Here is a 24740-nt window from a genome sequence, read left to right as displayed (position 1 = left end):
GCAGCATTTTAACAGAGCGGTTGTGAGGTGATACACAGGACTGCGCCGCCCCTCTTTGTTACAAGAGGCTCTTTACTCCATGTTGCTGTGGTTCATAAAGATTAGGAGAAATTTAATATGCGAAAATTTTGCGATTTCATAGAAAAATTCTATAAGTTCTTTTTCTATCTTTCCGGTGTGTTTCTGTTTATCATGTTTTTTGTTTGCGCGTATAGCGTCATTACCAGACTTTTTGGCGCACCCTCCATCTGGGCGGACGAGCTGATCCGTTTTCTGATGGTATTCATGGCCTTTACCGGCGCGCCCTGGCTGATTAACACCAAGGGCGATCTGGTGGTGGATCTGAGTGAGATTTTCTTCTCCAAAAAGAAGAAGCTTCTGCACGCCAACCATCTCATCGGCGATGTGATCACCCTGGCCATCCTGGTCTATCTGATCTTCCCTACGTACAGCATGTCCATGAAAAATATGACATCCATGACGTCCGCCATGCAGTGGACCCTGGGCTATGTCTATTTGTGCATGCCTGTCAGCTTTGGCTTCTGCGCCATTGCACAAATCAAAAATATCGTAAAATTTCACATCCTCCCGAAAAAAGAAGAGGGTGTTTCCGTGAAGGGGGAGGCGTAATCCAATGGGTTTGGCTTTAACTTGTTTTGGAATTTTTCTATTCCTGCTGCTCTTTGCAGTGCCGCTGGGCCACGCGATGGCGGCGGCCGGTATCGTGGTCATGGCGGTGGACGGCATCAATGCCGTGGGCGCCGTGCAGCGCATTTTTGCAGGCATCAACTCGATTTCGCTGATTGCCGTGCCGTTTTTCATTCTCTCCGGTCTTTTGATGGAGGGCGGCAATATTTCAAAGGGCATCGTCGATTTTTCCCGCGCGTTCTTCGGGCATATTCGCGGCGGCTTAGGCCACGTGTGCGTGGTGTCCTGCATGATCTTCGCCGCTGTTTCCGGTTCCGCCATGGCCACCGCTTTGGCATTTAGCAACCTCCTCTCCCCCGCTATGAAGGAGGACGGCTACGAAACGGAGTTCATTGCCGGCCTGCAAGCCTGCGGCGGCACCCTCGGTCCCATTATTCCGCCCAGTATCCTGATGATCATGTACAGCTCCTATGCCGGTATTTCCGTGGCATCGCTGTTCATGGCCGGTATCATTCCCGGCGTTTTGATGGGAATCGGCCTGATGATCTGCTGTTACCGGTATGCCAAAAAGCGCAACATTCCGCTGCGACCCAAGATTGCCGGTAAGGAACGGGCAAAGATCATCGGCAAATCCATTTGGGCGCTGCTCATGCCCGCCATTATCATTGGCGGCACGATGGCTGGCTTCTGCAGCCCCTCCGAGGCCGGCATGGTGGCCTGCCTGTACGGTCTGCTGGTCGGCATGTTCATCTACAAGGGCCTCAAGATTCGGGATCTGCCGAAGCTGTTCGCCCGGGCTGCCATTACATCCACCACCGTTCTGATTCTGATGGGACTTGCAAATATGATGGGCTATATGCTTGCCCGCTTGAATTTTGCCAGCACCATCGCCAATTTCTTCGCGTCCTTCACCGACAGCGCCATTCTGGTGTTCCTGATCATTGTCGTGTTTTTGCTGCTGCTGGGCATGGTCATGGAATCCAATGCCGCCACCGTCATCTTTGCGCCGGTGCTCTATCCGATTGCCAACGCGTTCGGTATCGACCCCATCCAGTTTGCTCTGGCAGTCGTCATCTGCGAGTGCATTGCGCAAATCACGCCTCCTGTGGGCGCGCTGCTTTCCGCCACCGCCTCCATTCAGGGAGTTTCCCTCCAGAGCACTGTCAAACATGTGATGCCCATGCTGGCCGCCCAATGTGCCGTGCTGCTGCTGGTTGTATTCATTCCGACCCTGTCCACCTTCCTGCCCAATTTGCTGCTGGGCTGATCTCACCGGCAAAGCTGGGCAGACGCCGCGACTGCGGCGGGATAAACGTTTTGATTGCTATGGAGGTTAATCAATGATTCAATACACGAAAAAGGACGTGGAGCGGCTGCGGGATTTGGGCCGCAAGGTCCACGAGCTTGCGGAGCTTCCCATCCAGAAAGAGCGGATCGCACTGTGGACCAACGTGAACGACTTGCGCATGACCAAGCCGGTATTGTATCACCGCGATACACCGGCCGCCGTTTTGAATGACAACAATGAGCTGACTACCCAGATCGAGGATCCCTTTTGGAATAAGGTGGAAGCGGATTTGTTGATGCGCCTGTATAACTGGAAGCACATGCCCCTTGACTACGTGGTGGAAGATTCCGTCAAATGCGAGTGTGCAATCCACGACAATGGCTGGGGAGAGCTGGTCATGTACGATTCTGACCTGACCAAAGACCGTCAGGGACAGGCCACCGTGCACTTCAAAGCCCTCATCAACACCATGGATGATGTGGAAAAGATCAAAACCCCTGTGGTGGAGCATGACGAGGCCGAGACCAAGGAGCGTTGGCGCGTGATGAACGAGATCTTCGACGGAATCCTGAAGGTCCGGCTCCACGGACGCTGCTACTGGAATATTGCCCCTTGGGACGATATTCTGGAGTGGATGGGTATGGGCGACGCCATGATGCGCTTTTACGAGGACCCTGACTTGATGCACGCCTGCGCAAAGCGCTACATTGACTGCAGTATCGAGTGGTACAAGAAGTATGAATCGATGGGACTGCTTTCCTCCAATAACGGATATGAGAACATCCTCAATAACAACCCCGGCTATACTACCGAATTGCCAGCGCCGCCGGAGGGCGGCATCGGCTGCAAGCTCAAGGACATCTGGGGCGCCTGTTCCGACCAGATCATGACGTCGGTCTCTCCCGCCACGTCCAGAGAGTTTGGCTTCGCGTATGAGAAGGAATTTGCAAAGCTCTTCGGTAAATTCGGTTATGGCTGCTGTGAGAGACTGGACCACAAGATGCTGGATGTGATCGACGCCTTCCCCAATCTGCGTATGGTCTCTGTTTCCCCGTTCAGCAAGCCGGAACCTGCGCTGGAAGCGCTGGGCAGCAAGTACGTTGCCTGCTTCAAGCCCAACTCCAATTATCTGTTCCAGCCGAACTTTGAAGACGCCAAGGAGCACTTGACCAAGGAAATGGAGAACATTCTTCAGCTGAGTCAGAAGTACAACACCAATTTGGTCATCAATATGAAAACCATTATCACACTGCGCGATGAGCCGCAGCGGCTGTGGTGGTGGAGCGAAATGGCCAGAGAAATGGTTGAAAAGTACTATAACTAAGATTTTTTCTTAGGCCGGCCACTGCGTGCGCGGCCTCTCCACAGAAGGGAAGGGATGGCGATCGATATGGTCTCCATCCCTTGCTTTCACGGAAGGCGGAAGGAGACGCGGCAAATGGCGCGTCTTTTTTCAGAAGAGAAAATCGTTCAAAAAAAACATAAAAAATTTCAAGATATTCCGCCTGTTTTTATGCTACTATAAATACATAAAGGAATATGTTGCGCAACGCCTGTGAAATCAAAAATGGAGGACATCAACGTGAGCATTTTAGATGATATCAACTCTGCGCTGCAGCAGGGACGGGTCCCGAAGGTAAAAGAGTATGTGCAGCAGGCTCTGGATGAAAACATTCCTGCCGGTGAGATTTTGGAGCAGGGACTCCTCAGCGGTATGAATACGATTGGCGAAAAATTTAAGAACAATGAGGTTTTTGTGCCGGAGGTGCTGATCGCCGCCCGCGCCATGAGCAAAGGGACGGAGATTCTGCGCCCCTATCTGGTTGCTGCCGGCGTTGAGGAAAAGGGAACCGTTGTGATCGGCACAGTCAAGGGCGACCTGCATGACATCGGCAAAAACCTCGTCCGCATGATGATGGAGGGCAAGGGCCTGAAAGTGGTGGATCTGGGGGTCGACGTGCCTGTGGAAACCTTCCTGGACGCCGCTCGGGAGCATCATGCCCAGATCATTGCCTGCTCGGCACTGCTGACGACCACCATGGGCGAAATGCGCAATGTGGTGGAAGCGGTGAAAGCCTCCGACCTGGGTGACACGGTAAAAGTCATGATTGGCGGCGCCCCCATCACGCAGGACTACTGCGACCAGATCGGCGCGGATAGCTACACTGCGGATGCGGCCAGCGCGGCAGGCGTGGCGCTTGCGTTTTGCACGAAATAAGGAGTTCACCGCGCTTTCCAATGGGAGCGCAGAAATTCCAAAGGCGGCGGACCCTGCCTGAAAAGGAGAGCCGAGCGCCGAAATTACTGCACACAAGGCCGCTGAAAAGGCCGAGCTTGGCAAATATAAGCGAAAGGACCGCCCCGAAAGGGGCGGTCCTTCAGCATTGCTTTTTACAGGCAATGCCGCCAGCGCCGGATGGCGCTGGCGGCATACTCTTTTTGCAAACTTGGTTCCGGTGGCGTTTCCCGGGCGGAGTCAGTTGTGTTCCGCGTAAAAATCATCCACCGCCTGAAAGAAGGCGTCAATATTGGCCCAGTTGGACAGCGGGGGGATGTCGCAACCGGAGGAGATCGTAAAGTTGGGATGGGTGCAGCAGCGCTCCATCAGGGACAGCGTGGCCTTGCGGACCGAAAACGGCGTTCCGTTGCGGAACTGACGGGCGGGATCCACATTGCCCAGGGCCGGAATGTCGGCGGGGAGCTTTTCCAAAAGCTCCTCCATATCCACTGCGTTGCCGAAATGGTATGCATTTGCGCCGCAGGAAGTGATGGAATCCAGGGTAATGGTGGCGGTGTTGCCGCAGTTGTGATAAATAACGGCGAAATCCTCACTGCGAACGGCCTCTACAATGCGCTTGCAGTAGTCGCCGGAAAATTCCTGCGCCAGCGCGGGAGACAGCAGACCTGCCAGAGGTTCGGCAATCACAACGCCATTGACGCCGATCTCCTTATAGGCAAGAATATATTTTATGATAAACGCAGTGGCCTTTTCCAGAACCACATGAACCATGTCCGGCTCGCTATAACAATAGACCATGGTTTCCGTCACATCCATCAAACGCCCGGCCAGAGAAAAGGGACCGATGACCCCGGCAAAAACCGGACGATCCGTAATAAGCTCCATAGCCTTCTCCATGGCGTCAAGATAGATTTGTGTGCGGCCGGCGCCCACAGAAGGCACTTCCAGCGCCTTTGCGGCTTCCATACGTTCATCCTCATCCACGTCCACAGACAGGACGGGGCCGGTAACCGTGGGGACTTCATCATCGGAGATGTGAATGGGTGCGCCAAAGCATTCCGCCTCAACGGATAAATCCATCAAACTGACGGAACCGCCGGCCTTGGGTGTCCGGTCAGCAACCGCCTTCATGCCCCGTGCCTGCGTATCACTGTCCGAAATCAGGTCACGGACGGTAACGCCCAGCAGTTGAATGGAGGGGAAGGACAAGACTGGCAGGGCCTTTTTGACCTTGGCGGACAGCAATTCGCTGGTCCATTGATCCATGTTTCGTTTCATAGGCAATTCCTCCTGATATTAGGTAATTATGAAAAACATGTAGGTTCTACACTGTAAAGAATAGCATGTCCGGGCTGTTTTCTTTAGTAGGAAGTTGTGCTTGTTTGGGACACTTTTGCCGTTTTAAACGGGACGGTGGAAAAAATTTTAAATGTATGAGAGAATATGCCTGCCGGGTCCCGGCCTGACCTGCCGGACGGACTTTTTGAAGGCGCGGATGTGCCCGAATGCCCACCGCCGCAGGCCCGCAGGGCGCGTTTTGGAACATATCAAATACCAAAAAGTGAAAGGGATGCGAGGATGGAGAAAACTTTTTCCCCGAAAGAGCCGCCGAATGAGCGGCGGTATGCCTTTTTTCAGCATCGGTCGTGCGAATACTTTCCCTGCCACGCAACGCAGCATCCTGAGACCTTCAACTGCCTGTTTTGCTATTGCCCGCTGTACACCTTTGGGGAGCGGTGCGGCGGAAATTTCACGTATCTCAAAAACGGAGCGAAAGATTGCAGCGGGTGCCTGTTTCCCCACCGGAAGGAGCGGTACGACGAGGTGATTGACAAATTTCGGGAGCTGAACGAGCAGGGGCGACAGAACAGATAAAGAATGGCTCGTATTTCAAAAAGGACCCCGGAAATCTGCGGCGCGCCGCAGATTTCCGGGGTCCTTTGCCGGAGAAAATTACGCGCGCACCGTCTCGCAAAAGCGCTGTAAAATCACAGCGACCTGCGCGCGGGTGGCATTGCCCTGCGGGGTAAGAGTCGTTTTGCCGGTGCCGCCGACCAGCCCTGCGGCATTGGCCCATGCGAGGGCCTCCTGCGCGTAGGCGCTTACCTGTGCGGCGTCGGTAAAGACGGAGAGGTCTGCCCGGGCGGAGCTCTCGTACTTCATCAGCTGCGCATAACGGAACAGGAACGCAGCCATTTGCTCTCGAGTGATGGGCGCATTGGGCCGGAAGGTTGCGTCGGCATAGCCGTTGGCAAGCCCGTTTTCACAGGCCCAGGCAATGGCCTGGGCACAATAGGCGGTGTCAGCCACATCCCGGAAGGAGGTCTTGCCTGCGGCGGGGCTGCCGGCCATGCGCCAGAGAATGGTTACGATTTGACCGCGGGTGGTGGTGCCGTTGGGGCCAAAGGTGGTGGCGGTGCTTCCCTGCATCAGATCATGGTCATAGACGTACTGGATGGCATCCAAGGCCCAGCTGCCGTCAACGTCCGTAAAGGGCAGGGGTGCTTCCGCTGTGACGACGAAGGTGGACAGGTGGCCGGTGGAGATGCGGACCACCGGCACACTGCCGGACTTTACGCACTGCCCGTGTGTGCGCTCTACCTTGCCGTCGTCGGAAATAATGTATGCGCGGTAGCTGCTTCCCACAGAAAAACGCTTTGCATCCACAGCCAGCTCGATGGTGAGCTCCTGTCCATCGAAGGAGGTGAGTTTTTCTCCATTGGAGCAAATGCTTACTTCTGCGATGCAGGGGGCGGTCAGTTCCCGTCCGGTCAGCGTTTCCGCCAGCGCTGCGTCTTTTTTGGCGATGATGATTTCAATGCTGCTGCCGCTGGCTTGCGCGGCGATGGCTTTCAGTGCCTTACTGGGGATGGAGACGGTTCCGTGGGCGGTTTCAATCACCAGCGCAGCATTGGTGCCCGAGACGATGGACTGGACGGCGGATTTGGGCATGGTGACCGAGACGGTGCCTGCCTCGCCGATATTGGAGGGCTGAATGGTGATCGTCTCTCCGCCGCGGGTCTTAACGGAAGCGATGGCATCGCTCATTTCCTTGGCGGTAACAGAGACGCTGGCGACGCCCTTGGAGACGGACGCGTCGGTGCGGATGACGGAGCCGGACCCGGTGGCGGGGTTGTAGCTTTGTCCAACGTCGCTGCCGAGGTCTCTGGTGTATAGCCATTCTACATAGTCGCCGGACCTTAACGTCACAGAGGAGGCGCTTTCGGAGGCAAATTCACCGTTTACCCGGAACATCCAGCCGCTTTGAGAGCCTTCGTCGTATTCCCCCAGTCCCTCAATCCGCTTTACGTAGGCGCCGAACTGGGAGAAGGAGGCCTCCACCTCGAGGTCCGTCATACACAGCAGTTCGTAAGCGGTGGTGCCGCTGGAGACGGTGTAACCGGTCTTGGTGAGATAGGTGCTGCCCTGGGGGTCGGCTACGGATATGAATACGGGGAAGGTGGAAGGGGAGGTGGTGGTGTCAATGGTTACGGGGATGCTTTTGGGGGTGTGGGCGACCTCCTCCTCCGCGGTGACGGTAAAGGACCCGGAGGCGGAGTCCCCGCCCTTGGCGGCAGTATAGGTATAGGTTCCCGCAGGCAGATCGTACACGTAAGCGGAACTGCCGCAGGGGACGGGATTGCCGGCGCTGTCCTTCACCGTCAGCACGGCGTCGGAGGGGGTGATCGTGAAGATCACGGGACAGTGAGCGGACTCCGCCGGGGCAACGGCAAAGAGGTAGCCGGAGTCATTGGCAAAATACAAAACGCCGTTTGCGTCGCACATGACATTGGCGATGCTGTAATTCTGCCGGGCGGCGCTTGGCACAAACAACTCGCTAAGCTGCATGGCACCGGTCCTGTCATCCACGCACAGCGCCTGAATACCGCCGGGTCTGGCGTTGCAGACAAAATAGAGATATGTCTTTTCCTGATAGGCGGTGGAGGCCAGGAACGAGGACTGGGAATATGCCGGTGCGGCAACCGTCTCTACGTCGCCGCTGCTCAAATTGATCTGGGCGATGGTGCCGTTCCGCACGCCTACGTAGGCATACCCGTTCACCACCACGGGCGTGGAGGTGCTCTCCCCGCCGATGGACGCGAAGCGGGTCAGCTCCCGGATCTGACCGGCTTCGTCGATCACAGCGGTATAAAAGCCACCGCCCTTGGTAACAAAGCAGATCTTGCCATCCCAGGCGGCGATGGAGCAGCGGATGTCCCCATCCACGTCTTCGCGATCAACCAGCGCACCGGTCTGCCGGTCTAGGGTCAAGAGTGCGGCATTGTCTCCGCCCACCGTCAAATAGCCCTCCGTGAGATAGGCGCCGGACCAGTAAAAGCCGCCCTTGTGGGAAAAAGTCCACGCGGCATATTTGGGTTCCGTTCCGGAGGAGGGGACCTCGTCTGCTGTTTGAATGCAGACCCAGTTCTGCGTTTGGGAGGAGGCGTCGTTGCCGAATCCGGTATAGAGATGCCCGTCGGCATAGGTCATGGCGCTCAGGGCCTGCCCGCCCAGGGCGTCCGTATAAAGCCACTTGGACTCCAGCGTCCGCGCGTCAAAGGCCTGAATTTTGCCGTCGGACAGGGAGACGAAGAGCATGCCGCCGCCATAGACCGGCGGCATATAGCCATACCCGCGGCTATCTGCCATGGTGGCGGATTTTTCGATGGCGCCGGTATCGCTGTTGAGCAAATACAGTTTTGTGCCTGAGGCGGCCACGACCTTGCCGTCCACCATCAGATACGTGACGGGAGAATAGCCCTCTCCAACGGAGGTCTCCCATTTCAGTTCCGCCCCGGCGGCGCTGACGGGCGTTTGAGCGGACACCACCGCCATGTTGCTGTCGCTGTTGCGGAAATTTTTCCACTCCGCCGTGATGTCGGAGACGGGCGCCTCGGCGGCTTCCAAATCCACATCCAGCGCGGGGTGCTCCGCCGTGGGGACAAACGTGCCGCCCTTGGCGGTGTGACCGTATTGACCAACGGTATAACGGTAGGGTTCCCCGCACATCAGCCTGGGGATACGGTAGGTATCCCTTCCGTCCGCGCTGGTGGGCGCTGAGAGGGAGAGACTGTTCCCCGAGGGGTCCGTCAGGCTGAGAAACGCGCCTTCCGGAACGGTTATGACGGCGTCTGCCGCCGCAATGCCAACTACGCTGAGCGTGTACTCCCGCTCGCCGATTTGATCGAGATCCTTGCTGACGGCGCGCAGGGTAAAGATGTTTGCGCCCTCGCCCACGGGATATCCGCTCTCGGAGAGGTCCTCATAGACCCCGTCCCCCTGCGTTACCTGAAATTTGGAGCCTGTGGGCTCTTCGGCGGTGGGGAGGAGCTTCACGGTGGACCCCGCCGCCAGCTTTGCGGTATAGGCTGTGGTGTTTGCCGTAAACGACGGAGCCAGCGCCACAGACCGGTCGTCGCCGTCCGTCAGAGCGATGGATTTCACGGCGGCCTGTCGACTGACGGTGTAGGTGTAGGTTTTTGGCAGCGCGTTGGATGAAGAGGGGGGCGCGACGGTGATGTCGATGACGTTTTTACCGGCAAAAAGGCTGATGCTCTTGCTTTTTCCGGAGGTAAGCGCCACCGGCGCGCCGCCATTGTTGACCGCGGAGATGCTGCCGGCACTCGCGGCGGTCACCTGAAAGCTGAGGGATTTTTTCGTGCCGCTTTGCACGGGAAGCGTATAGGCGTAGACCTCTTCGGAAAAGTCGGGGGTGGAGGCGGCGTCCGCAACGGTGATGGCGCTGGCTTTGTTATTGGGAATGCTGCCAGCCTCGCCCACCTCCACCACGCAGTAGGGCGGGAAGAATTCCCCGTACCCATCCGTGGCGGAAAGCGTATAGGTACCGGCCTGCGCAAAGGACAAGGTCACCTTCCCCTCCGCGTCGGTCGTGTAAGAATCGCTTTCAACGCCGTCTATAAGGAGGGTGTAGCCCTCGGCCGGCTTCTCCGGCTTGGAGGGGTATCCGTACATCTGCCAGAGCGGGAAGCACTGCTTGAGCGTCACTTCAAACGGTTCGCCCGCCTCCACTGCTACGGATCGCCGGGTGAAGTAGAGCGCATCGTCCGTGCAGTAGGCGTCTGTAAAGAAACCGAATAAGACCGCGTCGCCGTCGTGAAGGACGGCGGCGTCTGCCGTGTCTCCCTCAAAATAGGAATCCCCCATTTTGCCGGGAGCTTCCCCGTTGACAAGCGTGCAGCAATAGGAGGCCGCCTCCCCAAAGAATGTGGACACGAAGCCGCTGGCGGAGACCGCCAGATACGCCGTGGGGTCCTCTTCGAACGCGTCCCCAAAGGTCGCAAGATGCGCACTTACCATGGCGTCCAGCGCCGTGACATTGCCGGGGGCTGCCGGGTGGTCGGTCTCATAGCCGTACTTGGCGGCCAACCCGGGGGATACCGTCAAAGACGTTGGCTCCATCAAAAACCCGCCCAGTTCGCCGCTGGCGACTTCAAACTCCACGGTAATGGGGTCTGCCACGGTGACAACGCAGACGGGCGCAGTCAAGGGGAAATTGTCGGAGCCCTCTGCGGAAACCACATAAGTACCGGCGTCGTCGAAGGTCAGCACGGCGCTGCCCTGGGCGTCGGTGGTGTCATCGGTGGCAACGCCGTTCACGGTGATGGAGGCGTTTTCTACCGGGTCCGTTTGCGGGGAAAAATTCACAAAATGCTCATAGCTGAGCGTCAGCGTCAGCGCCGCGCCAGTTTCGACAGCTGCGGTGGTTTTGTCAAAATAGGCATAGCTGTCGCTCCAATCACTGCGGTAAACGATCGCGTCGATCACGTCTCCGTCGGAAACGGTGGCTTGATCCACTGTGGCCAGCGGCATGGAATGATTGACATAAAATCCGCCCACGCCTTCGGTCTCTCCCCACAGCGTTGTCATGGAGAGGGTGCCGTATTCGTTTTCCGCCGTGGCAAAGCCTGCGTCGCCGCCGCTGTAATGCTCGGCGTGCAGGGCGGTCAGCGCGTCCAGCACGGTGTAGCTTTCCTGACCGCTGAGCTCCACGGGTACCATGGACATCCATTCCTCGTGCTTGCCCTGGGGGATGACGCCCTGGTTGCTGACCGAGACATAGACCGTGGCGGCGGTGTTTGCCGCCTGCGCGGTGACCGGCAGCATCGTCAGCAGCAGGGCCAGTACCAAGAGCAAAGAGCTGAGTTTCTTTTTCAAAGTGCTTCCTCCTTTTTTCACACAACGGTGTGGGACGGAGATCAAATCTCCTGTCGAATGAATATGAACAGCCTCTCAGAGAGGCAAGGTGCGGGTACCGCATATGCGGCAAAGAGAGCGTACAAAAAATGCACCGAACGCTCATGTCGAGCATTCGGTGCATTCGTTTTTATGCACACCCAAACCGGGAAAGCCGGTATGGCAGCCAAAACGCGAATATCCTGACTTGCGATAGGGAGGGGGGCCCTCCTGCGTCCGTTACCTGCCTTCCCGCAGTTCCCCGCAGTGGTGACATTGTGTCCATGCGGCCTGCGCCGCACGTCGGAACGGTCTCTCGCTTACAGTACCGTTTCTGTGTGGGGAGTTACACCCCGTTTCTCGTGCCAGTGAGGCTGATGGCCCTCCGGCGTCGTTTGGCCTATCAAGTTGGATCGGGAGCACAAAAATTGCCTGCCCGATTGAACAAAAGCATAGCATGGGCGCCAAAAAATGTCTAGGACGATTCTGTCGTTTTTGTAATAATTTTATTTATTTTTGGCTTTTATAGTGACAACGCGGAGGAAATGAATTAGGATAAGGCTATTCTGAAATGAAGTAAAAGGCGGATGAGAGATGCCGGTTTTGACAGTGCTTTACAACCATACAAGGCTGGAGATTCAGGTGGACGCGGGATCCACCGTGCTGGAGGGCCTGCGGCTGAGCGGGCTTTCCCATCACGCGGACGCGCCCTGCGGCGGCAATGGCCTGTGCGGAAAATGTCTGGTAACCGTCAGCGGAGCGGTGGCGGCGCCGGATGCGCGGGAGCAGGCGCTGCTGGCGGGAAAGAGTGAACGACGGCTTGCCTGTCTTGCCAGGATCGAGGGGGCGTGCACCGTCTCTCTGGCAGAGGACGACGGGCTCACTGTGGTGGAAAACAGCGTATTCCGCTTTGAAGCGGACGGTAAGCGCCGCGGGCTGGGCGCGGCGGTGGACATCGGCACGACCACTGTGGCGCTGTACTTATATGATCTGCGCACCGGCGTGCGGCTGGCAACCGCCAGCGGAGCCAACGGGCAGAGATCCTATGGCGCAGATGTGATCTCCCGCATCCAATACGCGATGGAGCATGTGGACGGTCTCTCCGTGCAGACGGCGGCCATCCGCGCCCAGCTGCGCCAGCTTCTGCGGGAGGCTTGCGAAAAGGCCCGCAGAACCCCGGAAGAGGTAACGGCGGTTGCGGTGGCGGGCAACACCGTCATGGAGCATCTGCTGACGGGACTGGACCCGTCGGGCATCGCGGCGGCGCCGTTCACGCCCCGCTCCCTGTTTGGCGAAAGCGTGTCCGCCGAAGAATATGATCTGGGAACCGCGCCGGGGACCGCGCTGTACATCGCCCCCTGCGTTTCCGGTTATGTCGGCGGCGACATCACGGCGGGATTGATGGCGGTGAAAGCGCTGGAAAAGGAACAGCCCATCCTGTTTGTCGATGTGGGGACCAACGGCGAAATGGCTGTGGGCGATCACCGGGGCCTGACCTGCTGCGCCACGGCGGCAGGGCCTGCGTTTGAGGGCGGAAGCATCTCCTGCGGCATGGCGGCGTCTCCGGGCGCCATCGACCGGGTATGGGTCGAGGATGGCGCGCTGCGCGTTTCCGTGCTGGGCGGCGGGGAAGCAATCGGCGTTTGCGGTTCCGGACTGGTGGACACACTGGCGGCGCTGCTGGAGCTGGAGATCGTGGATGAGACGGGCCGGTTGCAGCCAGCGGACGAGGCGCCGGGGGCTTATGCGGACCGATTGGAGGGCGAGGGCGGCAATGTGCGCTTTCGCCTGAGCGGGGATGTGTGGATAACGGCGGAGGATATTCGAAAGCTGCAACTGGCAAAGGCCGCTGTTGCGGCAGGGATCGAGACGCTGCTGGAGCATCAAAAGATTTTGCCGGAGCAGCTGGGCGCATTTTATCTGGCGGGCGGCTTTGGCAGCTATCTGCGTCCGGAGAGCGCAGTCAGGATCGGGCTTTTCCCCGCGGCGCTTTTGGACCGGCTGCAGGTGGTCGGCAACAGCGCCGGAGCCGGCGCTTCCATGCTGCTGCTGTCCGATAAGGCCGGAGAGGATTTGCGGCGCACCAAGGAGCAGTGCACCTATTTGGAACTGTCCGGCATGGCGCAGTTCAACAATGCCTATATGATGTGCATGATGTTTGAGTGAGGGGGAAAATTCTTGTGAAGATACAGGAACTGCTGGACCTTGCTGGGGAAATCGGCTTTTCCCATGCCGGGGAACTGAATACCGCCGCGCTGAACTTTCGCACGGAGGTGCGGGATATGTGTGCCGCCGGTCGCTGCCAAACCTACGGAAAGCGGTGGACCTGTCCGCCGTACTGCGGGACGTTGGAGGAGATTGCGGCACAGGCCGCCAAGTATCCCCACGGCATTTTGCTGCAGTCCACCGGAGAGCTGGAAGATGATTTTGACGCTGAGTGCATCATGGGAACAAGCAAACTCCAGCAACAGCGTTTTGCTAAATTTGCGGAGCGGGTGCGGAAAACGGACCCGAACTGCCTTGCGATGAGCTCCGGCGGGTGCAGCCTTTGCAAGCAATGCACCTGTCCCGATGCCCCCTGCCGTTTTCCGGAGAAAGCCATTCCCTCCATGGAGGCCTATGGCCTCATTGTCGGCGATGTATGCCGCGACTCGGGCCTGCCCTACTATTACGGGCCTAAGACGATCACCTATACCAGCTGCCTGCTGTTCAACTGAAGGCTGGCGGAGACGGGGACCAAAACAAAATACCAGGGCACAAGTGGTTCCTGCGGGGCTCCGGACAGACGGTACTGCGGGAAATGAAAAGGGAAGCCGGTGTAAATCCGGCGCGGACGCCGCCGCTGTAAAGGTCGGCTGATCGTCGGCGAAAGCCGGCCATTGCACCGCTTCGGTGTGATAAGGCAGATCAGGCTACCACGACCTGAGCCAGAAGACCTGCTTGTGTATTTCGCGTCCAGCTGCGAAGAACGGACGCGAGGCATTGCTGCGGAAATACGGCCGCGCTGTATGGGGTTCCATACAGCGCGCTTTTTTGTAAAAAAACGGACGGGGGATTTCCCGGAAAGGAAAAGCCATGAAACGAATTTGGAAACAGGCGTCCGCCATGCTTTTAAGCTGCGTGCTGGCGGTGGGATGGAATGTTCCAGTGCGGGCTGCCGCGACAGAGCGCGATGTGGCGGCGGCAGCGGCGCGGAGCGCGGCGTACATGCTGGAGCAAGTGAAAGCGCCCCAGGTAGGCACCGTGGGAGGCGAATGGGCGATCATCGGCCTGACCCGCGGCGATTTTGAGGTCTCTCAGGACTACATACAGCAGTATCAGGGGGCCGTCGAGCGCTATGTCAAGGAGCGCAACGGCATCCTGCACGGACGAAAATACACGGAGTACAGCCGCGTGGCGCTGGCGCTCACGGCGATTGGAGCAGACCCCGCAGATGTGGCGGGCTATAATCTGCTGGAGCCGCTGGGCGATTTTGAAAAGACGGTCTGGCAGGGAGTCAACGGCCCGGCATGGGCGCTCATCGCGCTGGACAGCGGCAACTATGCCATGCCGGAGTGCCCGGGCGCTTCCACCCAGGCTACCCGCCAGATGTACGTGGAAGAGCTGCTGGGCCGCCAGCTGGAGGACGGCGGCTGGAGCTTGTCGAATGAGGGCGGCGCCGACCCGGATATGACAGGCATGGTCCTGCAAGCCCTGTCCAACTATCAAACCCAGGAGACGGTGAAGGCCGCCACGGAAAAAGCGGTGGACTGCCTGTCGCGGATTCAGAATCCGGACGGCGGCTTCTCCTGCCGTGGAGAGGACACCGTGGAGGGCTGCGCGCAGGTGCTTGTGGCGCTGTGCACGCTGGGGATTTCCGTGGAGGACGCGCGCTTTATGAAAAACGGGAATTCACCGTTGGACAGCCTGCTGCGCTATCAAAACGGCGACGGAAGCTTTTCCCACAGCAGTGGGGACGCGCAGGGGGACCAGATGGCGTCGGAGCAGGGACTCTACGCGCTGGTTGCCGTGCTGCGCAGCGAGGCGAACCGCCCCGGCCTTTATGACATGCGCGATGTGGCGGCAGACCCTGCCCCAGAGGGCGTGGGGCTTGCCGGCAAAAACGCGGCGGTAAAAAAACTGGAAGTGACCCATCCGGGGATCACCTTTGATGACGTGCAGGGACATGCCAATCAGGAGGCGGTGGAGGCCATGGCGGCCCGGGGGGTAATCAATGGACGGAGCGACGGGCGCTTTGATCCCGACGCTCCTGTGACCCGCGGAGAATTTGCGGTGATGATGGTGCGGGCGCTGGGGCTTTCCCCCGTGAGCCGCGGCGAGTTCAGTGACATTCCCTCCGGCAGCTGGCTGGCGGCGCAGGTGGATACCGCCAGCGCCTACGGAATCGTCAACGGCGTTGGCGGCGGCAGATTTGAGCCCAACGGGGAAATTACCCGCCAGCAGGCAGCCGTTATGACGGCGCGGGCGGCAAAGCTGTGCGGAATGGACACGGAGGTAACGGACCAGCAGATTCAAACCGCGCTGGCCCCGTTTGCGGATGACGCGCAGATTCCTGCATGGTCCCGCCCCGGCGTGGCGTTTTGCTATCGGGAGGGGATTCTGGACCAAACCGATGGGAGCGTGGAGCCTACCCGCGCCATCCTGCGGGGTGAGGTGGCGCAGATTCTGTACAATCTGCTGGGGCGCAGCGCATTACTGTAAAGGAGAGGGTTCCCATGTGGTGGAAGCATAACAAACGCAAAATTCTTGTGACGGCGCTGATTGCGGCGGTGCTGGCTGCGGCCTTTTATATCGGCGGCGACACGCCGGGGGCCAGAGGCTGGACGGCGGGCAGCGGCAGCGCGGCGGGTTCCGCGCCCCAGGAGTTGGCGGGCGCGGCGCAAGCCGCTGCGGAAAAAGTTGAGGCGGAAAAAGCCGATGCGAAAGAAGCTGACGCGGCGGAAGCGGCCGCGAAGCCGATTGAAAAAGAAGCGGCCGCGCCTGCCGCGTCCGACCCGCCGACGCCGGAAGGCGATCAGACGGAGAACCCCCCTGCGGAAAGTGCCCGTGAGCAGGTGGAGCCGACCCCGGAAACGCCTCCCGCGCCGGTGAAGCCGCAGGAAGCGGCGCAAAGCGCATACAGCTGCACCATCTCCATTTCCTGTGCGGAGGCTTTGAACCATTTGGACTTTGCCGACGCGGAGAAGGCAGAGGTGATTCCGTCGGACGGCTGGATCCTAAATCCCCTCAGCGTCTCCTTTGAGGAAGGGGAGAACGCGTTTGACGTGCTTTCCCGCACCTGCCAAGCGCAGGGGATCCACATGGAATATATGAACACCCCCCTCTACAACTCCGCTTATATCGAGGGAATTGCGAATCTGTATGAATTTGACGTGGGCGAGCAGTCCGGCTGGATGTATCGGGTGAACGACTGGTTTCCCAATTACGGCTGTTCCCGTTATCAGCTGAAAGACGGCGACCGAATTGACTGGGTGTATACCTGTGAGCTGGGCGCGGATGTGGGCGGCGGGCTTGCAGGCGGCAGCCAGAGGGACTGAGCGCTGCGAATGGGAACCGGCGCAAAAGAGAAAGGAGCAGGCCATGCGGGAGAGGGACGCCTTTTCAACCTATCATCCATTTGTGAACTTCTTATATTTTGCGCTGGTGCTCCTCTTTAGCATGTGCTTTATGAATCCGGTGTGTCTGGCAGTCTCGCTCCTGTCGGCGCTGACCTACGCGATTTGCCTGAAGGGGGAAAAGGCGGTGCGGTTTGCCGCCCGCTGCGTGTTGCCCATACTGCTGGTGACAATCCTGCTGAACCCGCTTTTCAATCATGAGGGCCGGACGCTGCTGGCGTATTTGCCCTCCGGGAACCCGCTGACGCTGGAGAGCATTCTCTATGGCTGCGGAGCGGCAACCATGCTGGCGGCGGTGGTGCTCTGGTTTTTCTGCTATCAGGAAATCATGACTTCCGATAAATTCGTCTATCTGTTCGGACGGGTCCTTCCCGCCCTTTCTCTGGTGCTGAGCATGGCGCTGCGGTTTGTGCCCAGATTCTCCGCCCAGCTCAAGCGGGTTGCGCGGGCACAGCGCTGCGCGGGACGCACCGTCTCCGGCGGCGCGGTTGGGCGGCTGCGCAGCGGCATCGTCATCCTTTCCACATTGATTACATGGGCGCTGGAAAATGCCATTGAGACAGCCGACAGCATGAAAAGTCGGGGCTATGGGCTTCCGGGGCGAACGGCTTTTTCCATTTACCAGTTTGACGGGCGGGATCGTCTGGCGCTTTTGTGGCTGTTGTTTTGCGGTTGGTACGTCACAGCGGGCGCTTTGGCGGGGCAGTTGTGGTTCCGCTATTATCCGACTGTGAAAGGCACGGCGGCGACGCCGTTTTCCCTCAGCTTTCCACTGGTGTATCTGGCGCTGTGCCTGACGCCTGCAATCTTGACTGTAAAGGAGGACAGAGCGTGGAAACGTATGCAATCCAAAATCTGACCTTCTATTATCCGGAGCAGGCCGCGCCGGCTCTTTGCGAAGTGAATGTGCGTGTGGAACGCGGACAGTTCGTGACGCTGTGCGGACCGTCCGGCTGCGGGAAGTCCACCCTGCTGCGCCAGCTCAAAAGTGTGCTGACGCCCAAGGGTCCCAGAAAAGGACAGATTCTCTTTGAGGGCGTGCCTCTGGAGGGGGTAGACCTGCGGACCCAAAGCCGGTGCATCGGCTTTGTGCAGCAAGACCCGGACAATCAGATCGTGACCGACAAGGTGTGGCATGAACTGGCCTTCGGATTGGAGAGCCTTGGCTACGATACGCCATTCATCCGAAAGCGCGTGGCGGAGATGGCCAGCTTTTTCGGAATCCAGACATGGTTTCATAAAAACGTGTCGGAACTCTCCGGCGGACAAAAGCAGCTTTTAAATCTGGCGTCCATCATGGCGATGCAGCCCCAGGTGCTGGTTCTGGATGAACCCACCAGCCAGCTGGACCCCATCGCCGCCGGAGAGTTTCTGGCAACGGTGGGCCGAATCCACAGAGAACTGGGTACCACGGTGATTATGACGGAGCATCGTCTGGAGGAGGCGTTCCCCATGTCTGACCGGGTGTTGGTCATGGACCGGGGCGCGATCATTGCCGACGGAACGCCGGAGGAGGCGGGGAGGGCGCTGCGCCAGCGCGGACATGCCATGTTTCTGGCAATGCCGGCCGCCATGCGGATCTGGGCGGCGGCGGAGCGGCAGGAGGATACCCAAGTGTGCCCGGTGACTGTGCGGGATGGGCAGCGCTGGCTGGGCCGCTTTGCACAGGGACACTCGCTCACGGCGCTGGAAGCGGAGAAAGCGCCTCCGGCGGAGAAAGAAATTGCAATTGAGCTGGAGGACACTTGGTTTCGATACGGACAGGAACAACCGGATGTGCTCAAGGGCGTCACCATGACAGTAGGGCGGGGAGAATTTCTGGCCCTGCTGGGTGGAAACGGAAGTGGAAAAACGACGCTGCTCTCCGTGATCGGCGGCATGGAAAAGGCATATCGCGGCGACATGAAAATTTGCGGCAGCGTGGGCATGCTGCCCCAAAATCCGAAGGTCCTGTTTTTGAAAAAGACGGTCAGGGAGGATTTGGGGGAACTGCTCAGGGGAAGCGGACTGCCGGATGCGGAGGAGCGTATTGCCCGCATGGTCCGTCTGTGCCGGTTGGAAGAACTGCTGGACCGGCACCCCTACGATCTCTCCGGAGGGGAACAGCAGCGGGCCGCCCTGGCAAAGATTTTGCTGCTCTCTCCGCAAATTTTGCTGCCGGACGAACCCACGAAGGGGCTGGACGCAGAATTCAAACAGCTTTTCGCGCAGATTCTCCGAACACTGCTGCGAGAGGGAGTCACCGTGTGCATGGTAAGCCATGATGTGGAATTCTGCGCGGAATATGCCCACCGCTGCGCACTGTTTTTTGACGGCGCCATTGTGTCTGCCGGTTCGCCCCGGGCATTCTTTTCCGGCAACAGCTTTTATACCACGGCAGCCAGCCGAATCGCGGGCCAGCTTGTGCCGGGAGCGGTTACTACCGGGGATGTCATCAAGGCCTGCGGCGGTTTTGTGGAGTCTGCGCCGCTTCCGGAGGATTCCTCGCAGCCGCTGCCTCAGCCGCTTCCAAGGGCGGCGGGCGGAAAATTGCCGGGGTGGCGCAGGGCGGTTGCCGCAGCGTCCGGCGCGGCGGCCTTACTTGCATTTATCAAAGCCATTGGCGTCACCGATTTGTCGGCGCTGCTGACCTCCGGCGGGATGACGGCGCAGGTGGGCGCGTACGCAAAAATTTATGCTGTGCTGGCGGTCTCCCTGCTGCTATTCGCGCTGTCTGTCGGACAAAGGGCGCGGCAGCCGGTTTGCCCCGTTCGCCAGCCGCGCCCGCAGCGAAAACTGCCCCGGCGCACGGTGGCGGCGGCGGGGATGATTCTTCTGCTGATCCCAATCACACTGTTTGTGGGCGTTTGGTATCTGGGAGATCGGAAATACTACTTCATTTCCCTTCTGGTTTTGCTTGAAACCATGCTGCCCTTTGCACTGACGTTTGAAGGCAGGAAACCCCAGCCGCGGGAGCTGGTGGTCATCGCGGTGCTTTGCGCGCTGGGCGTGGCGGGCCGCACGGCGCTGTTTATGGTTCCGGAGTTCAAGCCGGTGGTGGCGCTGGTCATCCTTTCCGGCGTGGCCTTTGGCGGAGAGACCGGCTTTCTGGTGGGGGCCATGACGATGCTCACGTCCAACATGCTCTTCGGGCAGGGGGCGTGGACGCCCTGGCAGATGTTTACCATGGGGCTGATCGGTTTTTTGGCAGGCGTGCTGTTTCGAAAAGGCGTCCTGTGCCGCACGAAGGGGTCTTTATGTATCTTCGGCGCGCTGGCAGCTCTGCTTTACGGCGCAATTATGAATCCGGTCTCCGCGTTGATGTGGACACACACCCTCAATGGACAGATTTTGCTTACCTATTATATATCCGGCCTGCCGCTGGATGTAGTACGTGCTGCGGCGACTGTCATTTTCCTGCTGATGCTGGGAGAGCCGATGCTGGAAAAACTGGACCGCATAAAAGTTAAATACGATTTAATTGAATAAGAGGAACGACCGACAGCTGGGCTGTCGGTCGTTCCTCTTATTGCGTGCAGAAGATCGTGGGCTGTGTCGGTGCTTTCAAATCATGATGCAGTGCCGGATGTCTTAGCAGAACAACATCTGCCGATATACAATTGTGCCGGCTTTCATGGTCAGCTGCGGGACCAAAAGCTGATGCCCTGTAATGGCATCGTCCCGATAATCGGCAAAAACCAGCTCTTTGTCAACCAGCCGGAATACAGCAATGTCTGCATCCAGTCCTTTGGCCAAAACCCCCTTGCTGTCCCAGCCTGCAAAGCGGGCCACGCCAAGGCATGTGCGCTTCAAAATTTCCTCTAACGGCATTCCGAGCGCAATGTATTTTGACATGATGTAGGGCAGAGAGAAGCAGCGGGGCTTATAAAACGAATGAAACACATGGCTTCCGTCCGTTGTGATGAAATCCGGATAGAATTTTTCTGCCAGCGCCGCTTTTGCAATTTCGTGGCAATAGTTGTTTGTGCCGTTGCTGGCATCAAACAGCACGCCGCGGCGCTTTGCTTCCCAGATGGCCGGTTTTATCTTTCCGTCAGCGCCGATAATCGAATCTCCCTTGGCTTGAAAACAATGGCAGAAAATATCGCCCGGACGCAGTTTAGCCGCAATTTCCGCCATATCCACCGGCGGATTTGTCACATGCACCACCAGAGGCAGATGCATTTTTTCGGCAAGCTCCAGACACCGGTCCAGCGCCTCAACGGGCATTTGGGGATTCAGGTCCAAGCTGTAACGCAGCTTTAACGCAATGATTTCCCCCTGATAACGTTGGGCGGTTTCCAGCAGCCGCTTTTCTTCGTAATCCTCTACACGGGTGTTTTCAAAAACACGGGCATGCAGCATACCAAGCGACGATACATTTAAATATGCTTTCACGCTGGCAATGCTGTTTTGCACATCAATCTGGTGGAACGCATCAAAGGTAGAGACGCCGGCGGTACCCCCATCCACGGCAGAGGTGATGCCATTTGGCAATAGGGATACATCCGGCGGGATCCCCTCGTCAGACGCCTTGGTAAACAGGTGCAGATGTCCATCCATCAATCCGGGAAGCACCATGCATCCGGCGGCGTCTACTTCAACCGTGGCGCTCTCGCCGGAAAGGTTTCCAACCTCTGCAATCTTTTCTCCTGTCACAGCAACATCCGCCTGAAAAAAGCGGCTGTTTTCCGAATCAAAAACCTGACCATTTCGAAAAATCACATCAAACATATGAGATATTCCTTTCCAAGTGATTTCAATAAAAGACCGGCATCGCCAAAAGCGATGCCGGTTTTTGGCTTGAACAGCAAACCTATTTCAGTTACTTCATGACGTTTACAAGAAACATGGAGATCGGCTGCACATAAGTAACCAGCAGAATACCGACACAACCGGTCAAACAATAGGGGATAACGCCTTTGTAAAGGCCTTCCAGAGTAATGCGCTTATCCAATCCGGTCGCTACAAACATGCATCCACCGAAGGGCGGGGTCACAATACCCATGGAAAGGTTGATACCGGTAATCACGCCAAACTGCACAAGATCGATGCCGAATGCCGCTGCGGCCGGATACAGTAGCGGACATACCAGCAAAATGGCGGTGGTTGCATCCACAAACATCCCGCAAAACAGATAGATAATATTGGCGCCCAACAGGAAAACCAGGGGGCTTGCGATAACCTTGGTCATGGCGCCGGTTACCATCTGCGGCAATCCCAAAACGGTCATGCAATAACCGAAGAGTGTTGCGCAGCAGCAGAGAAACATAACGGAGGCACTGGAACGGGCTGCGGACAAAATGGCGTTGTACGCCGTCTTAAAATCCAGCTCCTTGTAGAGGAAGATTCCGACGATCAGGGAGTAGAGGCAGGCAACAATTGCCGCTTCCGTGGCGGTAAAAATGCCGCCGTAGATACCGCCCAGAATGATAATGGGGGAAAGCAAGGCCCATATTGCTTCGCGGAATACCTGGCCAAAGCTTTTTTCATCCACCGCTGAGGAGTTACCGTGTCTGCCGTACCCATGCTTGCGGGCAATTGTGAGGCCTGTAATCGTATAAATGACCATCATCATCAAACCGGGAATAATGGTCGCAATAAACAGGCTGGACACGGAGGTTCCGCTCAGGCAACCGTAAAGAATCAGGGGGAGAGACGGCGGAATCATGGTGCCAAGCGTTCCGCCTACTGCCTGAACAGAGGCTGCAAACGGCACCGGATATTCGTCGTCTTTGGTCATCTCCGGATACATGACATTGCCGATGGCGGCCGTCGTTGCAAGCGCGGAGCCGGAAATCGCACCGAAAAAGGCGCAGGTGACAAAGGAGATGATCACCATGCTTCCCGGCAGCCAACCCAAGGCCTTTCGGAAAAGCGCTACCAGACGTTTGGTAAGGCCGCCTTGCAGCATAAGCTCTCCGGCGATCATAAAGTAAATGACAGCTAAAATCGGAAAAGAATCCGCGCCGGCAAATATTTTCGTCGCGATGAGGGAGAAGGATAGAGGCTTGCTCAGAATAATGGCCAGAACGGAGGACATTCCCAAACTAAAGGTGATGGGAATACCGATTGCCATAAAAATGATCAGAGAGGCAACCAGAACGATTGCTGCAAGATTCATTTTGCATTCCTCCCTGTCAAATGTGCAATAAAGTCGGGAAGCTTCGCAATGCTAAACAGAATCCCGATGATACCGGAAAGTGGGATGCAAGCATAGACGATTGCCATGGAAATCTGCGTGGCGGCGGCCTTTTTAACCACATACGCGGCGCAAACCTTCCAACCCTCCAACAGCATTATGCCATAAAAAATAATTGGAAATACGAACCGCAGGGCGGCAAGAAACTTGCCGGCGAGTTTTGATTTGGCCTCAATTTTGTCGGAAATCAGCGTAATCACTGAAAATGTTTCCCGGTAAAAGCATACCGTGCCGCCGATGGTGACAAGCCATACGTGGAGATAGCGGATGCTTTCCTCAGACCAGGAGAGAGATGCGGAAAATACATAGCGAAACAGAATCTGCAAAACGCCAATGATCATCATGGTAACTGCAACAACGACGATCATAACGTTAATGCCGGATTCAAAAGCTGAACAGATTTTTTTAAAATGTTTCATGGCTTGAGTCCTTTACTTCGGAATCTTTCCGGAAATCCCGACATGTTTTAGGTGTTGGCGGGGTCAGCTGCACGGATTTGAGCCACCAGATCGCTATATTCCGGGTGCTTTGCATACATTTCGTCGGCAACTGCCATGAAGGGAGCCTTGTCAACGCGGGTAACCGTTACACCATAGTCCTTTTCCATAATTTCCAGAGCCTTGTTGTTTTGACGCTGGGCATCGGGACGCTGCATTTCAATGCTGCGGGCCGCGGCTCTGCGGATGGCTTCCTGGTCCTCGGTGGGCAGGCTGTTGAAATAATCCGCATTCATTGCATAGACAATGGGCGTGTAGATATGCTCAGAAACAGCAATGTAGGGGTTGACCTCGTAGATGCGGTTGGAGAGGATACCCATGCTCAGATTTTCGTGACCATCAATCGTGCCCTGCTGCAGGGAGGTGAAAACCTCTGTCATGGCCATGGGCGTTGCATTTGCCCCCAACATATTGAAATATTCAATGTGCATCGGCACATCCATGGTGCGCAGCTTCATGCCCTTCATGTCTGCGGGAGTGTTGATCTGGAAGCTGGAGGTGATGTTGCGGAACCCGCTCTCACCGTAACCCAGGCCGATCATGCCATACTGCTCCAAGCTGTCCAATGCGCTCTGGCCGATTTCACTGTCCATGACGGCGTAGGCGTGCTCATTGCTGGAGAACAGATACGGCAGGTCGAAGATGTTAAAATCATCGGAAATGTTTGCAAATAAACCGCTGCTGTTCAAAACAAACTCGTAAGTACCGTTCAAGCAGCCCTCCACCATCTCGGAGTCAGAACCCAGCTGGCCGCCAACATAAATATCCAGACCGTATTTGTTGTTGGTTTCTTCCCGCAGGCATTGGTCAAAAAAGACCTGAGCCTGATAAAAGGGATGCTCACCGTCCAGAAGGTTGGAAGAAATGCAGGAAAGCCAGGTGTTTTCGGCTTCCCCCCACTCCTTTTCGCCGCTATCATCAGCGGTGTTCGTCTCTCCCTGCGCGGGAGCTTCGGTGGAAGGCTGTTCTCCCTTAGAGCCGCAGCCCGTCATCGAAAGAATCATTGTGAGGGTTAACGCCAGTACAAGAAATCTTTTCATAGTATGTTCCTCCTAAATAATGATTTCACACATATTCC

At 57.3% G+C, this 24740-nt stretch carries 18 protein-coding genes and 1 riboswitch; of the genes, 12 read left to right on the top strand and 6 right to left on the bottom strand.

Features of this window, described 5'->3' with window-relative positions:
- The first annotated feature begins 117 nt into the window (after window positions 1-117).
- The 5 genes from PHI30_RS05970 to PHI30_RS05950 all read left to right on the top strand — a co-directional run bounded on the left by PHI30_RS05970 (window position 118) and on the right by PHI30_RS05950 (window position 4154).
- Window positions 118-630, top strand: a complete 513-nt coding sequence (locus PHI30_RS05970; protein ID WP_300025258.1) for a TRAP transporter small permease — start codon at window positions 118-120, stop codon at window positions 628-630.
- A gap of 4 nt (window positions 631-634) precedes the next feature.
- Entirely contained in the window at window positions 635-1915 is a 1281-nt protein-coding gene (locus tag PHI30_RS05965) for a TRAP transporter large permease (RefSeq protein ID WP_300025255.1), read from the top strand.
- A 73-nt stretch (window positions 1916-1988) separates the two neighbouring features.
- Entirely contained in the window at window positions 1989-3260 is a 1272-nt protein-coding gene (locus tag PHI30_RS05960) for a hypothetical protein (RefSeq protein WP_300025252.1), read from the top strand.
- A 54-nt stretch (window positions 3261-3314) separates the two neighbouring features.
- The gene (locus PHI30_RS05955; protein ID WP_300025249.1) at window positions 3315-3461 is read left to right on the top strand and encodes a hypothetical protein; all 147 of its coding nucleotides are present in this window, start codon (window positions 3315-3317) and stop codon (window positions 3459-3461) included.
- 57 nt (window positions 3462-3518) lie between these two features.
- Window positions 3519-4154 carry a corrinoid protein gene (locus tag PHI30_RS05950; RefSeq protein ID WP_300025247.1) on the top strand — a complete coding sequence of 212 codons (636 nt, stop codon included), beginning with the start codon at window positions 3519-3521 and terminating at the stop codon, window positions 4152-4154.
- A gap of 258 nt (window positions 4155-4412) precedes the next feature.
- Here PHI30_RS05950 and PHI30_RS05945 read toward each other — a convergent pair whose 3' ends face one another.
- Window positions 4413-5453, bottom strand: coding sequence for a uroporphyrinogen decarboxylase family protein (locus PHI30_RS05945; RefSeq protein WP_300025244.1), 1041 nt, complete (start codon window positions 5451-5453; stop codon window positions 4413-4415).
- A 300-nt stretch (window positions 5454-5753) separates the two neighbouring features.
- On the opposite strand from PHI30_RS05945, the gene PHI30_RS05940 reads away from it, so the two are divergent.
- On the top strand, window positions 5754-6050 hold the full coding sequence (locus PHI30_RS05940) for a cysteine-rich small domain-containing protein (protein ID WP_300025241.1): 297 nt from the start codon (window positions 5754-5756) through the stop codon (window positions 6048-6050).
- Between the two features lie 78 nt (window positions 6051-6128).
- Here the strand turns inward: PHI30_RS05940 and PHI30_RS05935 are convergent, their stop codons facing one another.
- Window positions 6129-11351 carry an S-layer homology domain-containing protein gene (locus PHI30_RS05935; protein ID WP_300025238.1) on the bottom strand — a complete coding sequence of 1741 codons (5223 nt, stop codon included), beginning with the start codon at window positions 11349-11351 and terminating at the stop codon, window positions 6129-6131.
- Between the two features lie 612 nt (window positions 11352-11963).
- Here PHI30_RS05935 and PHI30_RS05930 point away from each other — a divergent pair.
- The 6 genes from PHI30_RS05930 to PHI30_RS05905 all read left to right on the top strand — a co-directional run bounded on the left by PHI30_RS05930 (window position 11964) and on the right by PHI30_RS05905 (window position 20452).
- The gene (locus tag PHI30_RS05930; RefSeq protein ID WP_300025235.1) at window positions 11964-13535 is read left to right on the top strand and encodes an ASKHA domain-containing protein; all 1572 of its coding nucleotides are present in this window, start codon (window positions 11964-11966) and stop codon (window positions 13533-13535) included.
- A gap of 14 nt (window positions 13536-13549) precedes the next feature.
- The gene (locus tag PHI30_RS05925) at window positions 13550-14086 is read left to right on the top strand and encodes a DUF2284 domain-containing protein (protein ID WP_300025232.1); all 537 of its coding nucleotides are present in this window, start codon (window positions 13550-13552) and stop codon (window positions 14084-14086) included.
- Window positions 14087-14110: 24 nt separating this feature from the next.
- Window positions 14111-14328: riboswitch (cobalamin riboswitch) on the top strand.
- A 116-nt stretch (window positions 14329-14444) separates the two neighbouring features.
- The gene (locus tag PHI30_RS05920; RefSeq protein WP_300025229.1) at window positions 14445-16070 is read left to right on the top strand and encodes an S-layer homology domain-containing protein; all 1626 of its coding nucleotides are present in this window, start codon (window positions 14445-14447) and stop codon (window positions 16068-16070) included.
- A 14-nt stretch (window positions 16071-16084) separates the two neighbouring features.
- Entirely contained in the window at window positions 16085-16906 is an 822-nt protein-coding gene (locus tag PHI30_RS05915) for a DUF4430 domain-containing protein (protein ID WP_300025227.1), read from the top strand.
- A complete protein-coding gene (locus tag PHI30_RS05910; protein WP_367186341.1) occupies window positions 16851-17843 on the top strand; it encodes an energy-coupling factor transporter transmembrane component T in 993 nt (330 codons plus the stop codon). Before PHI30_RS05915 ends, PHI30_RS05910 begins: the two co-directional genes overlap by 56 nt.
- Window positions 17816-20452 (top strand): ATP-binding cassette domain-containing protein, encoded by a 2637-nt coding sequence (locus tag PHI30_RS05905; RefSeq protein WP_300025225.1) that lies wholly within the window; start codon window positions 17816-17818, stop codon window positions 20450-20452. The genes PHI30_RS05910 and PHI30_RS05905 overlap by 28 nt, the downstream gene beginning before the upstream one ends.
- A gap of 102 nt (window positions 20453-20554) precedes the next feature.
- Here the strand turns inward: PHI30_RS05905 and PHI30_RS05900 are convergent, their stop codons facing one another.
- The 4 genes from PHI30_RS05900 to PHI30_RS05885 all read right to left on the bottom strand — a co-directional run bounded on the left by PHI30_RS05900 (window position 20555) and on the right by PHI30_RS05885 (window position 24702).
- On the bottom strand, window positions 20555-21697 hold the full coding sequence (locus tag PHI30_RS05900) for an amidohydrolase family protein (protein WP_300025222.1): 1143 nt from the start codon (window positions 21695-21697) through the stop codon (window positions 20555-20557).
- A gap of 91 nt (window positions 21698-21788) precedes the next feature.
- The gene (locus tag PHI30_RS05895) at window positions 21789-23087 is read right to left on the bottom strand and encodes a TRAP transporter large permease subunit (protein WP_300025219.1); all 1299 of its coding nucleotides are present in this window, start codon (window positions 23085-23087) and stop codon (window positions 21789-21791) included.
- Window positions 23084-23584, bottom strand: coding sequence for a TRAP transporter small permease (locus tag PHI30_RS05890; protein ID WP_300025216.1), 501 nt, complete (start codon window positions 23582-23584; stop codon window positions 23084-23086). Before PHI30_RS05890 ends, PHI30_RS05895 begins: the two co-directional genes overlap by 4 nt.
- A gap of 47 nt (window positions 23585-23631) precedes the next feature.
- On the bottom strand, window positions 23632-24702 hold the full coding sequence (locus PHI30_RS05885) for a TRAP transporter substrate-binding protein (protein WP_300025213.1): 1071 nt from the start codon (window positions 24700-24702) through the stop codon (window positions 23632-23634).
- Window positions 24703-24740: the final 38 nt, after the last annotated feature.

Origin of the sequence: Oscillibacter sp. (genome assembly GCF_028693505.1) — a bacterium.
Classification (GTDB): Bacteria; Bacillota; Clostridia; order Oscillospirales; family Oscillospiraceae; genus Oscillibacter.
The sequence above is the reverse complement of the archived record's forward strand: the minus strand, read 5'-3'. Positions and strand labels throughout refer to the sequence as shown.